Annotated in this window: 16 protein-coding genes and 1 pseudogene; 6 read left to right on the forward strand and 11 right to left on the reverse strand. The window is 37.6% G+C overall.

Going from position 1 to position 19,054, the window contains the following annotated elements; all coding sequences use genetic code 11:
• Nucleotides 1-79: 79 nt before the first annotated feature.
• From J4G36_RS09790 to J4G36_RS09825, 8 genes are all read right to left on the reverse strand, one after another.
• A complete protein-coding gene (locus tag J4G36_RS09790) occupies nucleotides 80-970 on the reverse strand; it encodes an ROK family protein (RefSeq protein WP_210469818.1) in 891 nt (296 codons plus the stop codon).
• Nucleotides 971-1,202: 232 nt separating this feature from the next.
• Nucleotides 1,203-2,228, reverse strand: a complete 1,026-nt coding sequence (locus J4G36_RS09795) for a Gfo/Idh/MocA family protein (protein WP_210469819.1) — start codon at nucleotides 2,226-2,228, stop codon at nucleotides 1,203-1,205.
• 13 nt (nucleotides 2,229-2,241) lie between these two features.
• On the reverse strand, nucleotides 2,242-3,006 hold the full coding sequence (locus J4G36_RS09800) for a sugar phosphate isomerase/epimerase family protein (RefSeq protein WP_210469820.1): 765 nt from the start codon (nucleotides 3,004-3,006) through the stop codon (nucleotides 2,242-2,244).
• 53 nt (nucleotides 3,007-3,059) lie between these two features.
• Nucleotides 3,060-3,884 carry a carbohydrate ABC transporter permease gene (locus J4G36_RS09805; protein WP_210469821.1) on the reverse strand — a complete coding sequence of 275 codons (825 nt, stop codon included), beginning with the start codon at nucleotides 3,882-3,884 and terminating at the stop codon, nucleotides 3,060-3,062.
• Nucleotides 3,881-4,693, reverse strand: a complete 813-nt coding sequence (locus tag J4G36_RS09810) for a carbohydrate ABC transporter permease (protein WP_210470518.1) — start codon at nucleotides 4,691-4,693, stop codon at nucleotides 3,881-3,883. Before J4G36_RS09810 ends, J4G36_RS09805 begins: the two co-directional genes overlap by 4 nt.
• Nucleotides 4,694-4,869: 176 nt before the next feature.
• Nucleotides 4,870-6,156, reverse strand: a complete 1,287-nt coding sequence (locus J4G36_RS09815; protein WP_210469822.1) for an ABC transporter substrate-binding protein — start codon at nucleotides 6,154-6,156, stop codon at nucleotides 4,870-4,872.
• Between the two features lie 143 nt (nucleotides 6,157-6,299).
• The gene (locus J4G36_RS09820) at nucleotides 6,300-8,087 is read right to left on the reverse strand and encodes a cache domain-containing sensor histidine kinase (protein WP_210469823.1); all 1,788 of its coding nucleotides are present in this window, start codon (nucleotides 8,085-8,087) and stop codon (nucleotides 6,300-6,302) included.
• Nucleotides 8,084-9,658 carry a response regulator transcription factor gene (locus J4G36_RS09825; RefSeq protein WP_210469824.1) on the reverse strand — a complete coding sequence of 525 codons (1,575 nt, stop codon included), beginning with the start codon at nucleotides 9,656-9,658 and terminating at the stop codon, nucleotides 8,084-8,086. The genes J4G36_RS09820 and J4G36_RS09825 overlap by 4 nt, the downstream gene beginning before the upstream one ends.
• Before the next feature lie 231 nt (nucleotides 9,659-9,889).
• Here J4G36_RS09825 and J4G36_RS09830 point away from each other — a divergent pair, with 231 nt between their 5' ends.
• Together J4G36_RS09830 and J4G36_RS09835 are read left to right on the forward strand one after the other, a co-directional pair.
• The gene (locus tag J4G36_RS09830; protein ID WP_210469825.1) at nucleotides 9,890-10,882 is read left to right on the forward strand and encodes a Gfo/Idh/MocA family protein; all 993 of its coding nucleotides are present in this window, start codon (nucleotides 9,890-9,892) and stop codon (nucleotides 10,880-10,882) included.
• Nucleotides 10,883-10,899: 17 nt separating this feature from the next.
• A complete protein-coding gene (locus J4G36_RS09835; RefSeq protein WP_210469826.1) occupies nucleotides 10,900-11,832 on the forward strand; it encodes an aldo/keto reductase in 933 nt (310 codons plus the stop codon).
• Nucleotides 11,833-11,910: 78 nt separating this feature from the next.
• On the opposite strand, the gene melA is transcribed toward J4G36_RS09835, so the two are convergent.
• Nucleotides 11,911-13,212: an alpha-glucosidase/alpha-galactosidase gene (gene melA / locus J4G36_RS09840; protein WP_210469827.1), complete on the reverse strand. Its 1,302-nt coding sequence runs from the start codon at nucleotides 13,210-13,212 to the stop codon at nucleotides 11,911-11,913.
• A gap of 180 nt (nucleotides 13,213-13,392) precedes the next feature.
• Here melA and J4G36_RS09845 point away from each other — a divergent pair, with 180 nt between their 5' ends.
• Nucleotides 13,393-14,286 carry an AraC family transcriptional regulator gene (locus tag J4G36_RS09845; RefSeq protein ID WP_210469828.1) on the forward strand — a complete coding sequence of 298 codons (894 nt, stop codon included), beginning with the start codon at nucleotides 13,393-13,395 and terminating at the stop codon, nucleotides 14,284-14,286.
• A 112-nt stretch (nucleotides 14,287-14,398) separates the two neighbouring features.
• Here the strand turns inward: J4G36_RS09845 and J4G36_RS09850 are convergent, their stop codons facing one another.
• On the reverse strand, nucleotides 14,399-15,478 hold the full coding sequence (locus tag J4G36_RS09850) for a YkvI family membrane protein (protein ID WP_210469829.1): 1,080 nt from the start codon (nucleotides 15,476-15,478) through the stop codon (nucleotides 14,399-14,401).
• Nucleotides 15,479-15,586: 108 nt separating this feature from the next.
• A complete protein-coding gene (locus tag J4G36_RS09855) occupies nucleotides 15,587-16,762 on the reverse strand; it encodes an NAD(P)/FAD-dependent oxidoreductase (protein WP_210469830.1) in 1,176 nt (391 codons plus the stop codon).
• A gap of 200 nt (nucleotides 16,763-16,962) precedes the next feature.
• Between J4G36_RS09855 and J4G36_RS09860 the strand changes: the two genes are divergently transcribed.
• From J4G36_RS09860 to J4G36_RS09870, 3 genes and pseudogenes are all read left to right on the forward strand, one after another.
• Complete coding sequence (locus tag J4G36_RS09860) at nucleotides 16,963-17,235, forward strand: (2Fe-2S)-binding protein (protein ID WP_246880467.1); 273 nt, start codon at nucleotides 16,963-16,965, stop codon at nucleotides 17,233-17,235.
• Nucleotides 17,228-17,524: pseudogene (locus J4G36_RS09865) on the forward strand ((2Fe-2S)-binding protein); the annotation flags it as partial. The gene J4G36_RS09860 and the pseudogene J4G36_RS09865, both read left to right, overlap by 8 nt.
• A 97-nt stretch (nucleotides 17,525-17,621) precedes the next feature.
• Nucleotides 17,622-18,833: an NAD(P)/FAD-dependent oxidoreductase gene (locus tag J4G36_RS09870; protein ID WP_210469832.1), complete on the forward strand. Its 1,212-nt coding sequence runs from the start codon at nucleotides 17,622-17,624 to the stop codon at nucleotides 18,831-18,833.
• Nucleotides 18,834-19,054: the final 221 nt, after the last annotated feature.

Below are 19,054 nucleotides of genomic sequence, written 5' to 3' on the forward strand. Positions count from 1 at the left end.
TTACTGCTTTCTAAGCAATTCAGTACCCACCTTCTAAAAAGGGGGTACTGAATCAGTTAATTAAATTAATAAGTAGCCTTTAAGCAACCTGACTAAAATGTAAAGAAGCCGCTCCAAGTAAACCCGCTTTATTTCCAAGTTCCGCCTTCAATATTTCTACATCGGAAAAGCTGTCGATAATAAGTTCCTTAACTTTGGTTCTAACTAATTCAACCAATCTTTCTTGCTCCATAACGCCACCGCCTATGATAATTGCTGGTGGATTGAAGATGTGTGTGAGTGAAACAAGTCCGTATGATACTTCAAGAACCCAGTCTTGGAGGACTTTTTCTAGCTGCTCATCGCCTTTAGCGAGGCCTTCGAAAATTTTACGGCCATTCACATATTCTGCATTAACTTCCAGTGCATTTCTCACCAAAGCTGTTGTCGAGCCATACATTTCGTAACATCCGAAGCACCCGCAATTGCACTTGATACCGCCTTGATGCGCAACGATGTGGCCGACTTCGGCCGCACTGCCATTCGCACCTTTGTAAACTTCTGAATTAATGACAATCGCGCCACCAATACCTGTTCCGTATGTAAGACATAAAAAATCGTCAAATCTTTGTCCTGCGCCAAAGTGTTTTTCACCCAATGAAGCAGCATTCACGTCGTTTTCGATTTTTACCGGAACATTGAACTTCTCTCCGAAAATTTCTTTTAAATTCATCCCTGTGTAATTTGGAAAGTTTTCATTCGCAAAAATGATTGATCCTTCTTCGCTATTCACTTGTCCAGCTGTACTGATTCCGATTGCTTCGAAGCCTGTATAATTCTCTGAAATGACTTCGATTAGATTTTCAACGAGAAAGGGTCCACCCTTTGACGCACCGGATTCAATTTCTTTAAATTGCGTAACAGTTCCCTTTTCATCAGCCATACATAATTTAACAGATGTCCCACCGATATCAATCGCTAATACGTTCATAGTTACTCCCCCATTATTTATATTCGAATTAACTGTAGCATAAGGCTTTACTTCTAGCCACTAGCAAAACAATATTCTTGTTATGTATTTAGTAGTTTCAACATGTGGAGCTTCTGTAAATTACAGACGGAAAAAGTTGTGACATATGAGTTAGAAATTCATATGCCACAACCATTTGTTTATGTTTAACCCCACCACATATTAGCAGGTTTCTCATTAAATAAGTCCGAATTCAAATGCTCACAATTGTTTTGTTTTGATTGGATTCCAATGCCGCTAGGACGACTTCCAGTGACTTCATACCCTCTTCGCCGGAAATTGCCACATCTGTGTCGTTCACAATTGCGGATACAAAATGATCAATAACATGTGAGGTATGTTGTCCACCTTCCTCATTTGATTGGATAGCGCCTAATTCATACTTAACAACTTCTCCATTTGTATATTGTGCGATTAATGAATACTGAGGATCGTCTTCCAAGCGAAGAATCGCTTTCTCTCCATAAATAACTGTTGAATTGTCCGAGTTTGGACTATATGCCCAACTTGCAGCTAATGTGCCGATAATACCTGATTCTGTCTTTAAGACACAAACAGCATTATCATCAACTTCTGTATCCTTCTTAGCATTTGTTTCGACAAATCCAGCAACCTCTTGAAATTCTTCATCTAGTAGATAGCGCATTAGATCTGTTTTATGTACGCCTAAGTCACCCATTGCACCAATAAAGGCTTCTTCCTTATTAAAAAACCAACTATTGCGCCCATCGACACTCCAACCTTCCGGACCAGCATGGCCAAATGTAGTGCGGAAGCTATAAATCTTGCCAAGGTCTCCATTCGCAATAAGTTGTCTGGCTTTTTCATGAGAAGGTACAAAACGTTGGTTATGACCAATCATAAGTTTTTTATTATTTTTACTTGCAGCTTCAATCATCCGTTCTGCTTCTTCACGAGAAGTTGCCATTGGTTTTTCACATAATACATGTTTTCCGGCATTTGAAGCAGCAATGGAAACAGTTGCATGTAAGTAGTTTGGCAGACAAACACTAATCGCATCAATACCTTCATCCAGAAGCAATTCTTCATAATTGGTATATGCTTTGGCATTATACAATTCTGCTGTTTCTTTTACACGTTCTTCAACAATGTCGCATACTGCAACAATTTCCACCTGGTTATTTGCTGCATATTCTGGAAGATGACGCAACTTAGCAATACTTCCGCATCCGATTACACCTATTTTTAATTTACTCATTATAATTCCCCCTCTATCTTGTAAACTTCTGTTTTAAATAATCAAGACTAATCTTGACACTTTCCAGCGGAGTACGTCTGCTTTGATCTTGTTCTACAACCCACCATTCGACATTTGACTTGCTTCCTTGTGTTAATACTCCGTCAATATCTACGCCACCTGTACCCAATTCCGCAAAAAACTGTTCACCATCAGTCGTCATATCTTTCAAATGAATTAACGGTGTCCGATTATGGTAACGCTCAATCCACTCGACTGGATTCTCACCAGCTTTTGTTAACCAATAAACATCAAATTCTGTTTGAACCCATTGGGGATTGGTTTCTTCTAGTAATAATTCAAGCGGTTTTTTTCCGTTATCCATTGGAAATAACTCAAAGTCATGATTATGATAGGAGAAATTTATCCCTTCCTCAAAACAACGTTTTCCGATCTTGTTTAAGATTGGTAGCAGATCGTAATAGTCTTCTTTTGTTTGCCTTTCCGGTGGAAGGTATGGACATACAATGTTTTTACAACCTATCACATGTTGATAGCGAATTATTTCTTCCAATTCTTGTTCCTGCTCCAATGTAGTAAGCGGAACGTGGCTAGAAGCTGCTTGTAAACCGAGCTCATCCAATTCTTTTTTTAATACATCTGCAGCTAACCCCCCATAGCCTGCAAACTCTATTCCGTCATATCCCATATCGGCTACTTTTTTTAGTGTGCCAATAAAATCTTTCTCACTCTCATCTCGTAATGAATACATTTGAAGCGCAATCGGTGTATTTCCCATTTTTAAAAGTCCCCTTTTTGTTTTGATTTCGAAGTGATAAAAGACTTAATTACTTACTTCACTGATCCCATCATTCCCGCCACAAAATGTTTCTGCATCAAGAAAAATATGAGTGCCGTCGGTAATGTTGCAATTACAATCGTTAACATAATTACACCATAATCAGGTGAATAGCTTGAACCCAAGTTAGATATTAGTAACGGGATTGTTTGTTTCTCTGGTGATTGCAAAACAACTAGCGGCCACAAGTAATTATTCCAGCTATTCATAAAAGTAATGATAGCTGCAGCTGCATATGTCGTTTTCATTGTTGGCATATAAATACGGAAGAATATGCCGAGTTCACTTAAACCATCTATTCTGCCTGCTTCAATCAATTCCTTTGAAAACATCTTAGTATTTTGTCTAAAAAAGAAAATTAGAAAAGCGGTTGTTAGTGTAGGTAGCATGACAGCTACTAATGTGTCCATTCCTATGAATGGTGCAACCGTAGATATCGAACCGAACATTCGGTATAACGGTACCATTAATGCCGCAAATGGAATCATCATTGAAATTAGCAATATGTTAAATACAATATCTTTCCTCTTACTCTGATAAATCTCAAATCCATAGCCAGCCAAGGAAGCAATTATCAAGGACAAGATGGTTGTTGATACTGAGATAATTGCTGAGTTTGTCAGTGCAGGGACAATATCAACCGTTTCAATTAAATTTTTAAAGTTTTCAACTAAGTGACTTCCTGGAATTAACTTTCCCTTAGACACATCTATCGATTTATTTGTTGCACTGACTATCATCCAAAAGAATGGAAAAATAGAAATTATCGCCGCAAATGTTAAAAAGAGATACGTGAATATTCTTTTTATCTTTTTCATTTTTTATCACCTGCTAACTTAAACTGTAATGCCGCGAAAATTACAATAGCGATAACAACAAAGTATGAGACCGTCGCTGCATAGCCAAAGTCCGGTGTATACTTGAATGATAGATTATATATGTATTGAGAAATGGATGTGGTCGAATTCCCTGGACCACCTTTCGTAATGTTCATGACTTCATCAAATATTTGTAACGTCCCTATTGTTGATGTAATGGATGTAAATAAAATAATTGGTTTCAACATTGGAATTGTAATTTTGAAAAACTGCTGAAATGAAGAAGCACCATCAATTTTTGCTGCCTCGTATATTGAGTGATCAATATTTTGTAACCCTGACAGATAAAATATCATGTTGTATCCTGTCCATCTCCACGTAATCGCAATGATAATTGTGACTTTCGCCCAGAATGGATCTGCTAACCAATTAATAGCTTCAGGGACAAGTGAAAATTGTAATAGAAATTTGTTTATGATTCCGTTAGTCGCGAACAGGTCTTTAAAAATAACCGAGTATGCAACAAGCGATGTAACACAAGGTAAAAATATCGCGATACGAAAAAAACTTCTAAACTTTAATTTAGGATCATTTAAGAGAACGGATAAAAACAGTCCTAAGAGTATCATTATAGGCACTTGTATTATCAGATAAATAAACGTGTTTGTAAAAGCGGCAATAAATGTTGGATCGGTAAAAACGCGCTTATAGTTACTTAGCCCAACAAAACTTAGATTTGTCCCTGACCCCGATTGGAATGAGAGAATTAATGCTTGAATCATAGGATAAAAGTAAAATATACTAATCATGATGGTTGAAATACCAACAAATGACCAGCCTATCCAGTTGGTTTTAGTTTTACCGTTCACTGTGCATCACTTCCTTAATTTTAATAAGAACCTTAAACAATTGATCTAATCAGATCGTTTGAAATTGGATCTTTTTAACAAATCAATTGCTTAAGGCTTATCGTTTTTCCACTGAATTAATTAAACTGTGCTTCTGCCTGCTTCTGAGCGTCGCTCATAACATCGTCAATATTTTTACCATTTAAATAGTTTTGCATTTCAACGGTAATAATATCGTCAATGCCATAAGTGTGCATTCCGTAGTTAACACTTGGAATTTCTTCTAGCCATGCCGCAAAATCCGCTACTGTTTTCTGCCCACCAAAGAATTCATCTTCTTTAGCATAAGCATCATTTTCTGATGCTGGTGTATAAGTACCAATTGCGCCAACGTCAATTACAAGTTTTTCATACATGTCAACATTCGAACCGAATGTTTTACTTAAGAAATCCGCTGCTTGCTCAGCACCTGGAATATTTAATACATACCATGAGCTTCCGCCTAAGTTCGAAGCATTTACCGAACCCGGAACAGTCAATTTAGGTATCGGAACAATTGCCCAGTTTCCAGATTGCGATTCCTCAGCCTTTATAGAAGGTGTGATCCAATTTCCTGTTGGTACAGTCACAACATCTCCGCTATTAAAACCTGTTAAAAACTGGTTCCAATCAGAGTGTGGCTTTAAGATTCCTGTATCTATCATTTCTTTATAAACTTCAAATGCCTCTTTTAGTGCTGCATTATCAACAAGGTCTGGAGTTACACCATCTTCCTTCACATACCAAGAGCCTGCGGATTGAATCATGACTCGGATGAGACCAAGATCATTAGGATCGATTGTAAGGAATGTCTTTCCTGTAACCTCTTTCACTTTCTTTCCAATCTCTATATATTCATTCCAATCAATACCTTCTAAATCTTCTACTGAATAACCAGCTTCCTCTAAGTAATCCGTACGAACATACAAGCCAGTTACACCAGTATCAAATGGAATACCATAGTTTTTACCATCTGCACTCGTTGGTGCAATTTTATACTCAGCAAAGTCTGTTGCTTCAAATAAATCCGTCAATTCATAAAATGAGTCTGGGAAGGATTGTAAAAAACTCTGTGCACGATAATCTTCAATTAAAACAATATTAGGTAATCCTTTTGTTGTACCTGAACCTAATGCGGTATTTAACTTTTGAATAATATCATCTTGCGCATTTTCAATAATTTTGACATTCAAGTCTGGATTTTCTTCTTTATATACTTCTTTTGCAATTTCCAATGCCGCAATATTAAATTTTGGATCCCATGCCCAAGCTGTGACTTCATCAACTTCATCATTTCCACCCTTACTTCCACTATCATCGGAACCGGTTGAAGAGCAAGCTACTAATAATACACTCATTAATAGCAACATAAATATTTTCTTCATTGTTCTCTCCTCCATCTGCTTATTTGTAAGCGCTTTCTGTCATTAATTTAACACACAAAAAACAGGGGATGTTAGGATAATATCCACCTGTTTTTGGACTTTTTAATGTTAACTAAATTGTTCGTCATTTTTAACTTGTACTATTATTGTAATTCAGGATTATCTACAGATTTAATAATGGGTAATCGTAACTTTACTTTTGTTCCTTCCCCCAATTCACTAGATATTTCCACACCATATGCTTCTCCGTATAATAATTTAATTCTTTCACTTACATTTTTTACTCCGATCCCACTAAATAATTGTCGTTTGCTTTTGTAGCTCGGCAATTGTTTATCAAGATTTGTTTCCATTCCATCGCCATTATCGATGATTTCACATATTAGGGTATTCTCCTCTTGTCCTATCATGACGTGAATAAATCCGGATGTTTTATGATTAAATGCATGAAAAAATGCATTCTCTATAAAGGGCTGAATGATTAACTTAGGAAGTTCGCAAGACAAAACATCAGGAGTTATGTAGTAGTTGACCCTTATCTGCTCTCCGTATCGGGCTTGATTAATGAAAGTGTAGTCTTTCATATTTGATAATTCCTGTTCTACTGTATTTGTCTCGCTGATATTCCCTAGTGTATTTTGTAATAAAGAAATAAGTTTATTAATCATTTCAGATGCTTTTTCTCTATTCCCCTGTTTTACCATAATCTTTATAGAAGCCAGCGTATTATATAAAAAGTGAGGATTGATTTGTTGTTGTAATGCAGCCAACTCAGCATTACGTTGACTCTTTTGTGTGAGGATTAACTCCTCTACATATTCATGTAATTCATCAAGCATAATATTAAACGCTGTCGCTACCTGTTTCGTTTCATAGCTACCCGAAACTGTTATATAATGATCAAAATTAGATTTTGCAATACTATTAATTTGATTCACCAGACCCGTTAATGAACTGGTTAGGCGTCTAGAAATAAAATAGACAAATAGTAATGCAATGCCGGCAATCAAAATACTAATAAGAATAATTGATTTCTTATCAACCATTTTAGCCATGACAAGTTCCTTATCTATAAAGTTCACCAGATATAAATCTAATGACGGCAAATATTCAGCGAGTACAATCTGTTCCCTATCAAGAAATTCAACGTTTTTGTAATTCAAATTAAGTTCATCAATTTCTTTTGCATGCTTAAGTAAGACTTGTTCATCACGTCCAATTAGCTCAGCATTATTGCTAGACACAATCGTTCCTGCTCCATTAATAATCGCAACATTATTTCCTTCGCTGGTATAACTTGTATAGAACTGTCGAAAATCTAGTTCTTGCATTGCAATATACAAAACCCCGTAGATTTCTCCACTTTTCCTATCGGACAACGCCCTTGAGGCGATAATTGCTGGCTTTATTAATTCTTCCGTATATAAATCATCATAGTGATATGACAATCTTTTTGGATTTTCTAGTGAATTCAATGTGATTTCGTGATCTGCTAATTCTTTTTCTGTATTCGGCCAATATATACGATTTGTCGAAAAGTCGCGTCCATTTACACCCAATACTGTAATTCCAGTATCATAATTATCTAAGTGAGCTCGAATAAGATTCATCTGCACGCTCATATTATAAAATGATTTTGTCATTTCCAAGGAATTACTATCACTTTCTGTAAGAAACGTTTTAACTGTACTGCTTTGTTCAATATGATTCACCGTACTCACCACAGAGTAATTAAACTCTTCAACATTTTCTTCTATTTGCGAAAGTATTTTTGAGTTAGTTACACTAAATGTTTCTGTAAATAGGTTCTCCGACATTTTCAATGTACTAACCGTGATTGTAATTGTAATCGCAATAATACTAAAGAACATGACGAGGAATATCTTCACGAATAACCCATAACTATCTATGCGTTCAAAAAAAGATTTCATTCTTCCCGCTTCCTTGTACTAAAATATTGTCTTCGATAGCTACTTGGTGAAACTCCCCTAATTTTTTTAAATACCCTGCAAAAATAGCTATGATCAGAATAACCTACTAACATACTAATTTTAGCGATTGACTTGTCTTTTTCTTGCAATAGCTCAATAGACTTTTCAATTCGCACTTGTGTTAAATATTCACTAAAGCTTTGATCATTATTATCACTGAAATAATTTGACAAGTACGATGGATTGTAATGAAACTTTTTCCCCATTTCAGTTAGATTTAACGGTTCTGCATAATGTTCATTAATATAATCCAATAGTCTTCGCATATTAGGTTGTTCCGATTTAGAAGGAACTGCTCCAATCACTACTTTTGCATTTGTTAAAAATTCATCTAATAGTGATAAAGCTTCGTTTACGTCGCCGGCTGCGTCAATTAAAGAGATATAAGAATACTTCTCCCCTTCCAATTCTTTACTGTCATACTCCATGTTTCCTAATAGCATCGCTACATTGAAAATGATATTTCCTAACAAAGACTTAAATTCAAACTCATCTGCTGTATATTGGTGGGACAGGTCTTCAATATAAGCCTCCAAATATAAAAATGCTGCCTCAAATTGTTTACGTTGAAATAGTTCAGTGAACTTCGTTAATTGAAAAGGTTCATTAACTTCTCGGTCACTCGGGAGTTCATCATAAATCATCACTGATGTATCCGGTAAGAAAAAACGATATTGAATTAGTCGTTGTAAATCTTTTTGATAAACATTCTTTAAATCGAAAAAATTAGTGAAAGGCTCTGTCAAGACCCAACCCATGGTAGTGTCGACATATCTTAGTGACATTGAAATCGTTTTCATAAAGTCCTTAATTGTTTGTAATTGATTCAATTCAAAGTTAACCAAAAACGCGATTGTATTTTGTGTGACTGGTAGTCTATGTATTTTAATCTTGGTAAAATTGCTTTTTAACTTCTCTTCAATTTCTGCAACTAATGTTTGAACCCTACCTTTTTTATGTGATTTAATATCAATTCCAAGTATGCAAAAATGACGACATGAAAAAAAGTTCTCAATTGGAGATATATCCTCGTCTAGTTCAAAGCCCGTTAACAGTCTATCTATGATAGCCTCAATTGGAACTGCCACATCCTCACGATTATCCTCAACTAAAACAAATCCCGGGATTTGTTGAGCTGCTTGTTTAAGTGCATTCAAGAGATCAGCGCCTTCTAATTGTGGTTTAAGAATATAATCAGTTATTCCAAGTTGAAATGTAGAACGCACATAATCAAAATCCCCAAAGCTGCTCAAGATGATAATTTCAATTTGAGGATAATGTTCTTTAATTGCTTTCGTCAATTCCACCCCGTCCATAACGGGCATCACCATATCCGTGATGACTATATGCGGTTGCAAGTTTTCTATTAAATCTAGCGCTTCTTCACCATTTGCAGCTTCACCTATTATTTGAAAGCCTTCTTTTTCCCAATGAAGAGAATGTTTAATTCCTTGTCTAATAAGTAGTTCGTCATCGACAATCAAAACTTTACACCATTGATGTAACGGCATATATATCCTCCCCTACATGCATATCAAAATAAAAATACCTTCATACTCTATAACCATTCTATCATTGTCTGTGTTATCCATCGACTTAGAAAATAATCACTTGTAAAAATCGGATGAAATCTACCGATAATTTAACTATTAAACAATAATAATCCTAATACATAATATTTTTACTATTTCTTTCTAAAAAACTAATGTTATACTGTTTTTAATCTAAGGAGGCGTTACTTAATGACAGAAAAGAAAGTTCGTTGGGGAATTATGAGTACTGCAAGTATTGGTAAGCGGTCGGTTATTCCGGGTATACAGGAGTCCAATAGGAATGTAGTGGAAGCGGTTGCAAGCCGTTCTTTGGAAAATGCGCAAGCATATGCTGATGAATTAGGTATTCCTAAAGCATATGGTAGTTATGAAGAATTACTAAATGATCCTGCAATTGATGCAGTGTATATTCCACTACCTAATCACTTACATAAAGAGTGGACACTTAAAGCCGCTCAAGCTGGTAAACATATTTTATGTGAAAAACCAATTGCATTGGATGAAGCAGAAGCTGAAGAAATGATTGAAGCGTGTAAAGATGCAGGCGTTATTTTGGCAGAAGCATATATGTATCGCCACCAAAAAAGATACGATGATATTAAGACATTAATTCATAATGGTGAGATTGGCGATATACGTGGTATTCATGGCGTATTCACATTTAATGGCGCGCAAGATACCGGGAATATTCGTTTTACAAAAGAATGGGGTGGCGGATCGATTTATGATGTAGGTTGTTACCCAATTAGTGCTGCTAGATTCCTACTAGACGAAGAACCTTCAGCGGTAACTACCCAAGCCTTTTTCTCACCAGATCATGGCGATGTGGATATGATGGCGTCCGGAATAATGGAGTTTTCAAATGGTGTTTCCTTAACATTTGATTGTGGTATGTGGGCTGAGTTTAGAAACGAGCTCGAAATTCTTGGCTCTGAAGGAAGAATTGTAATGAAAGAAGCTTTTCTCGGAGACCAATCATATGAAATTATAAAAAATGGACAAACAGAAAAAATCCTTGATGATAACATTAATCCTTATGCTTTGCAGGCTGATAATTTTGCAGAGGCAGTGCTTGACGGAAAGCCTACTAAATTCCCAGCTGAAGATATCATTCACAACATAAGAGCAGTTAAAGGAGCACTAATTTCCGCAGAAAAACAAGAAAAAATTCTATTAGGATAAAAATAGGGGGATTTAACATGCGCAATATTAAAATAGGGAATTTAGAAAAAACGGTTACTGGACTTGTCATGGGGACTGATTACTTCGCACCAGAAATTATTGATAAGGTTACTGAGGTTCTAGACAACTATATGAGTATCGGCGGAAACATTCTCGATACAGCATTTGTTTATGCTGGTGGAAAAAGCGAACAAGCAATTGGGATCTGGATGGAAGAAAACAAACGCCGCGATGATGTTCTTTTGCTGACAAAGGGTGGACACCCAAATCAGGATGGCCCACAAATCAATAAAAAAGCAATCGATGAAGAACTAAAAATCAGTTTAGACAGACTTCGTACAGACTATGTTGAGCTCTATGCACTTCATCGTGATGATCCGACTGTACATGTAGGCGAAATACTAGAGATATTAAATGAACATGTAGAAGCTGGTAGAATTGGCACTTTTGGAGGTTCCAATTGGTCCGTTGAGCGACTTCGAGAAGCAAATGAATACGCAGAGAAGCATGGGTTAATCGGTTTTTCCTTTAGTAGTCCTAACTTAAGTTTAGCAAAAGCACAGTCACCTTATTGGCCAGATTGTGTATCAGTCGATGATTCAATGCTAGCGTGGCATGAGAAATCTAAGCTACCTATTCTCTCCTGGTCTGCACAAGCGCGTGGCTTTTTCACCGGTCGTTTCACACCAGAAGATCGATCCAATGAAGATTTGGTTCGGGTATTCTATAATGATGAAAACTGGGAGCGCTACCGTAGAGCTGAACAATTGGCCAAGGATAAAAACGTGGAAACAATCCAAATCAGCTTAGCTTATGTCTTAAATCAATCATTTCCAACAGCAGCAATTATTGGACCACAAAATCATAGCGAGATGCTTTCATGTAGAGAAGCCGCTGAGATTTTCTTAACAGAAGATGAAATTAAATGGCTAAACCTTCAAATTTCATAAAATCGATATAAAATACCCTAGTAGCAATGACATTTCCTTAAGTCCCTGCTACTAGGGTATATTTATTTTAATTAAATTTTACTTATACGTTGGTAACATATCCCCATGTGCTTCGATTAGCTCATCACACATGGCAACAATATCATCGATAGATAGCTCGGCTGAAGTGTGAGGATCCAGCATAGCTGCATGATAAATATGTTCTTTCTTACCTGTCATTGCAGCCTGAATCGTGAGTAACTGTGTATTGATATTTGTTCGATTAATCGCAGCTAACTGTTCTGGTAATTCACCAACATATATAGGTGAAATTCCACTAGCATCTACAAGACATGGGACCTCAACACATGCATTTTCTGGCAGATTACTTATTAAACCACCCGTATTCAATACATTTCCACCAATTTTAATTGGCTGGTTTGTTTCCATGGCTTCTATAATGTACGAACCATATTCATTCGTTCGTTCATGTGATAGATTTTCATCGTTAACTAAATCCTCACGCATTTTTTTCCATCCTTCAATTTGATTAATACAGCGCCTTGGATATTCATCCAACGGGATATTAAAACGATTGATTAATTCTGGATATTGACTTTTAATAAAATAAGGATGGTATTCCGCATTATGTTCAGAGGACTCTGTTACATAATAACCAAAACGTAACATGAGCTCGAAACGAACCATATCATTATGTTTTTCCTTTTGTTTCTCAAGCGCTCTTCTTTTTATCTCAGGATATAAATCTTCACCATTACGATTAATTTCAAGTAACCAAGCAACGTGGTTAATCCCGGCTATTTCCCATTGAATATTATCTGTTGGCATATCCAATGATTTGAGTAAGTCTTCTGCGCATCCCTGTACACTATGACACAAACCGACTGTCTTAATGCCAGTGTATCTAAGCATCGTTCCTGTAAGCGCAGCCATAGGATTCGTATAGTTTAAAAACCATGCATCTGGACATACCTCTTGCATATCCTTCGCAAAATCCAGCATGACGGGTATCGTCCTTAGACTCCGGAATATACCGCCAATTCCAACTGTATCGGCAATCGTTTGACGGAGTCCATACTTTTTAGGTATTTCAAAGTCTATAATTGTACTTGGGTCATATCCCCCAACTTGAATCGCATTGATGACATATTTTGCACCTCTTAATGCTTCTTTTCTATCTGTATAAGATACAATTGTCACAGTAGATTCGAGATTCAATTTGATATTGTTCAACATTTTCTCTGAGTCCCTTAGTCGTTCATGATCGATATCAAATAAAGCAATTTCAAAATCTTGCAGGGCCTCAACGCTCATACAATCACCAAGTACGTTTTTCGCAAAAATTGAACTACCTGCACCCAAAAATGTAATTTTAGACATTTATAAAACCTCCAAATATTTTTCGTCATTTTCAAGAATAAGAGTAATTTTAGATGAATTTATTTTGATTATCTTTATAATTATTTAAACTCTCATTCTAGTCAACTAACTATTGTAATCATCATAGTCCAAGTAATATAGTTACACAATAGGAATTAAACCAGAAAGAAGGGTAATATATTGCTATCTAATTTTCATTCATTAAAACCTGGTACATTTGGATTTCGTTTTAAAGAAACCCATCAGCGACGTATTGCAGGCATCGACTCCTTGGGATGGGAAAAGCAGTCAGATTGTTCATATGACTGGAATGGTTTAACTAGAAGTGAAAAGGATATCATTATCTTCCAATACACCCTTAAAGGTGTAGGTGAAATTAGTATTCAAAATCAGCTATATCAACTTGAAACTGGTGATGCCTTTTTTATCAAAGTACCCAGTGACCATCGTTATTATTTACCTTCAAATAGTTCAGAATGGGAGTTTATCCACATTACTTTATTTGGTGAGGAGGCACTTAGATTATATAAGGATATAGTCGATGAAGTTGGTCATATCATAAAATTAGACTTATATTCTACTCCAATTTCAATTATTCTAAAAGTCTTGGGCAAAGTTTCAAGAAATAAAATCAACGATGCATATGAAACATCCTCATTTGCCTATTCTTTTTTAATGGCATTAAATCGTTATATATCTAATATCAAATCAAGTGAAGAATGGCCAGAAGCAATTTCTAACGCAATTATATTTATGAATAATAATTATCATGCCCCTATCACGCTTGACGATATTGTAAACGCCTCTGGTCTTTCCAAATATCATTTTACTAGATTATTTAGTCATTCAATTAATTCTACGCCAATACAATATCTAACGAACATGAGGATTAACGCGTCAATCGAATTATTAAAAAATAAAAACCTAACGATTGATGAAATTGCGCTTAAAGTTGGCTTTTCAAATGGAAACTACTTCGGTAAAGTATTCCGCTCTTATCTAGATATATCACCGGGCGAATACAGAAATACTAAATCTTTCATTACAGTCGATCACCTGATAGGAAATCATTGAGGAGCTAACCGTTGGGATATGAAAAACCGAGTACATGAACAAATAAATTCATGTACTCGGTTAAATTTTATTATTTTACTAAAGTATTTTGGGCGTAGTTAATCGCAATGATTTACTTTTTCACCAATACTTTCTTCACACGATTATCTTTCGCTAATTTAAACGGCGCGTAAATTAACGCTGCGATGAGGAATAAACCAATGTATCCTATGAATGGATAGACTAATGAAACGAGATTTTTGAATCCACCTATGAAACTTAAAACAAATCCAATCGTGACCGTAACAACAATCATTACATTAGACTTTTTTGTATGCATATCCGAAAACCGCGCGACAAACGCATAGAACATGCTGACCGCAGTGTTAAAGACCATCCCGAATAAAATGACGGACATAAAAATCCCCATAACTGGTGAAATGTCATGCACTAATTTCAACATGGGCATATCGTAATCTGCCACAAGATCTATTTTCGAGAAGATTGCTAAATGACTAATAATAATGATCAGCCCGAGCCCAATACCGCCAACTAGACCGCCAAGTGCCGCAGTTTTCTCATCTTTTTCAGCGCCCCCCATAACGAGCGCCATGGCTGCTCCTACAGCGATATTAAAGGATACATAGTTAATCGCTGAAACGAACCAGTTTGGTAATGTCGTATCTATATCTTTAGCGATCGGATTCAATTCCGCGAATGAAGCATCCATTGTGAAAATGGAATAGATTCCAATCAGAATGATTGTTAACACCAAAAACGGTGTAATACTTCCAATAACTGCGATTACGCGTTGTACATTCATCATGACAGTTCCGATGACTAAAACTGACATAAGTAGATTACCGATATACGGTTCTAATCCAAATTGTTGATTCAATACAGAACCTGCACCAGCCAGCATGACAACCCCAACACCGAATAATGTGATAACGATGATTGCATCGACCACGATACCGAGATAAGGACCGCTAATTTTATAAATGACTTCTTTATGAGATTTTGTCTGTGTGCGACTTCCCAACCTGGTTAATGTCATGCCGAGATAGGCAAATAAAGCAGTAGCGAGTATTGCCGCGATTGTACCGAGCGTTCCAAAACTTGTGAAATACTGTACGATTTCATTCCCTGAAGCAAGTCCTGCACCAACAATTATTCCAATAAAAGCGCTTCCAATCTTCAAAACCCTAAACATGTTAACTTCCCCTTTTTCTAGAATATCCCCTGATGATTGGAGTATGTATAGAAAAAGCTATCAAAACGTCTGCAAACAATTCGCAGCATTTATGATAGCCACTCTCTGTTATAAGACTGGAACTTTATCAAAACGGTCGAAACGTAGTGGATCTGTTGGAATCGTTGTCGTCTTCTCATTGATCAATTCTTCAATGAGCTTACCTGTTACGGTTGCTAAACTAATTCCGTCCCCTTCATGACCTGCTGCGATGTAAAATCCAGGAATTTGCTCAACTTCCGACACAATCGGCAAATGATCTTCCGTCCAAGGTCTGAAACCTGTATACGCACGAATCATGTTAAAATCATTCATCTTCGGATAAAAACGAAGCGCTCTCATGGCCATGGTTTCGACCACATTCATGTCGATTCTTCCATCATATCCGACAAATTGACGGCTGCTTCCGATTAAAAAGTTTTGGCTTTCAGTCGGTTCAAGTACGAGTGCAACCCCATGCTTTTCCGTACGTTTATCGACGATGCGATCACGACCGAATTTATTCATCAAGTAGCCGAATTCCATTACATTTCGCATCATGACCGGCTTTTGTCTAGCGCCGACAATAATATGCCCTTTTCGAGGGATGATTGGAATATCCAAATCTAGCATTTTACCGATGAACGGTGCCCATACGCCAGCAGCATTCACAACTTTTTTCGCCGTAAATGTGCCATTCGTCGTTTCAATCGTAAATTCTTCTTTTTTAGTAATTCCCGTAACTTCCGCCTGCGTCTGCACTTTTAAACCGTATTGTTTCGCTTTATCGATTAGTGAGTAGCAAAACAAATAAGGGTTTATAAGGGAATCAGTTTCACACTCTAATCCACCTGGAATGTCATCAGCGAAATAAGGCGATTCTTGACGAAGATCTTCTCGGTCTAGCAATTTAAACTTCAAACCTGCTTTCGTTTGAATGTCCACCCACTCTGCCGCCGCTTGCATTTCATTGTCATTTTCACAAACTAGCAAACTCCCAAGCGCTCGATATTCAAATTCCAAATCTAACTCACGCTGTAAATCCACCGTCAATTCTTGGCTTTTCAACGACATCAAACTATCGAAGCCAGGATCTTTATCAACAATCGTAATGTTTCCATCACAACGAGAAGATGTACCACTTGCAATATCATTTTTCTCGATTAATACACAATCGATTCCAGATTTCGCAACGTAATATGCGATTGCAGAGCCCACAATTCCGCCGCCAATTATTGCCACTTCTGCATGATTTTGTTTCGACATGTGAAATCCTCCTTTGACACAGTCAAATCGTTTATACTATTCTATAGATGATATAGTTAAACAACCTTCTGTTTTCTAAATAAATATTATTGCTCCACTAGTATCTATGTTAGAATAGTAGGGGATCAAGTGTCAAACTTTATTTTGTAGTAATATAAACCAGTAAGATGGAAATCGAGTGTAAAGGGAGGATTGGCCTTATGGATAAATTGATTATCTGTAGATGTGAAGAAGTTTCACTTGAAGACATTGAGAATACGGCAAGTCTATATAACTGCTCAGCTCGCGAATTAAAACTGCGTACGCGTGCAGGAATGGGCTATTGTGGAGGTCGCACATGTCGTCCGGCCGTCGATGCGGTCCTTGAAGAAGTGACAGGAGAAAAACCGGGCAATGATATCCCATTAAAGGTTCAACCCCCTGTTCGACCTGTTTCATTATCCGTTTTAGGAGGTAAGAAACGCAATGAGTAATAATCGAATTATCGATCATCCTGTTTTAGGGAAATTAGAAAACCAAACACCCGTTACGTTTACTTTTGACGGCATTACATATACAGGTTTCGAAGGCGACACAATCGCTTCCGCACTGCTTGCAAACGGCATTCGCCAATTACGTGTGCATGAAGAAACCGGCGCACCACGTGCGATTTATTGCAATATCGGACATTGTTTTGAATGTCGTGTCACAGTTGATGATGCGGGCGGCGTTCGCGCATGCATGACAACCATTCAAAAAGATATGAAAGTCGAAAGCGGAAAAATGGAAGCGGCTCCATTCAAGTCAAAAACCGAAGAATGGCCACGCACCTACGCTGAATTTGAAAAGATAAACGAAGGAAAAAAGGATGGTGAACCGCATGTATGATGTAGTCATCATCGGTGCAGGACCTGCTGGATTATCAGCTGCCATTGCCTGCCGTGAATCAAACCTGCACGTTCTCGTTATCGATGAATTTCCAAAACCAGGTGGCCGATTGCTCGGACAACTTCACCAAGAACCAACAGGAGAATGGTGGAACGGCATCGAAGAAACTAAGATTTTGATGGATAAAGCAACAACACTCAACACTGAAATCAAATGCGGTATTTCCGCCCACCATATCGAAAAAACAAATCACGGTTACGCTGTTCACACAAATGAAGGCGTTTTCGAATCTGAAAACTTACTAATTGCAACGGGCGCTGCCGAAACAGCCGCACCAATTCCTGGCTGGACACTTCCAGGCGTCATGTCAATCGGAGCAGCACAAGTCATGACGAACGTTCACCGTGTACGCGTTGGAACTAAAGGCGTCGTCGTCGGCGTAAATGTCTTGTCAGCCGCGATTGCTCGTGAGTTGCAAATCGCAGGTGTCGAGCTGCATAGTATGGCATTACCCGTAAGTAATGTCGTGACGAAAGATCACGCAAACCCAAGGAAAGTCATGGAAGGTTTAGTGCGCATCGCCCACTTAGCTCCTTCAGCATTCCTGCGTTTCGGAAGTAAATTTGCAAAAGCGGAATGGGTGCGCAACATCGCGGTATCCTTTTACCCAAAAGGCGGCGTGAAAATGTGGGGTATGCCCATTCATATCCGTAAAGCCATCGTTCAAATTAATGGGACTGAAAAAGTAGAGTCCGTTACAATGTGTGACATCACTGCTGACGGAGAAATTGTCAAGGGTAGCGAAAAAATCATTGAAGTCGACTTCGTTTGTATCGCCGGCGGACTTTATCCGCTCGCAGAACTTGCTTCCGTGATTGGTTGCCCATTCAAATATATTGAAGAACTAGGCGGGCACGTTCCTGTACACAACGAACAAATGGAAACACCACTCGAAGGCCTCTTCGTTGCCGGCAACATCACAGGCATCGAGAGCGCTAAAGTTGCAAGAGCGCAAGGTACACTAGCAGGTCTATCGATTGTGAAACAAAAGTTACGTGACCAAAAAGATATCAACGCTAAAATTAAACAAGCTGTTGAAAACGTACAAGCTGTTCGTGACGCTGCATCCATTCAATTCCACCCAGGGATTGATGAGGGACGTGCGAAGATTGAACGCGCGTTTCATGAGACAAAGATTTCTTGAATTTCGAAGCCAACCGCTTTGTTGTAGCGGTTGGCTTTTTTCTATGCAGAATTGTCGGGAGAGGACTTCATAAGGAGCTGTGAGGACTGTGAGGGTGATTGCGTGCACTTCATGGGTCGCGATGACATTGAGCGGACATCTTTCATGATTCAGCGGACATAATCGATGATTTTGATTGATTGAGCGGGAATCATGACAGATTGCGCGGACATCATGGGCCG

This window comes from Sporosarcina sp. 6E9, assembly GCF_017921835.1.
Lineage (GTDB): Bacteria > Bacillota > Bacilli > Bacillales_A > Planococcaceae > Sporosarcina.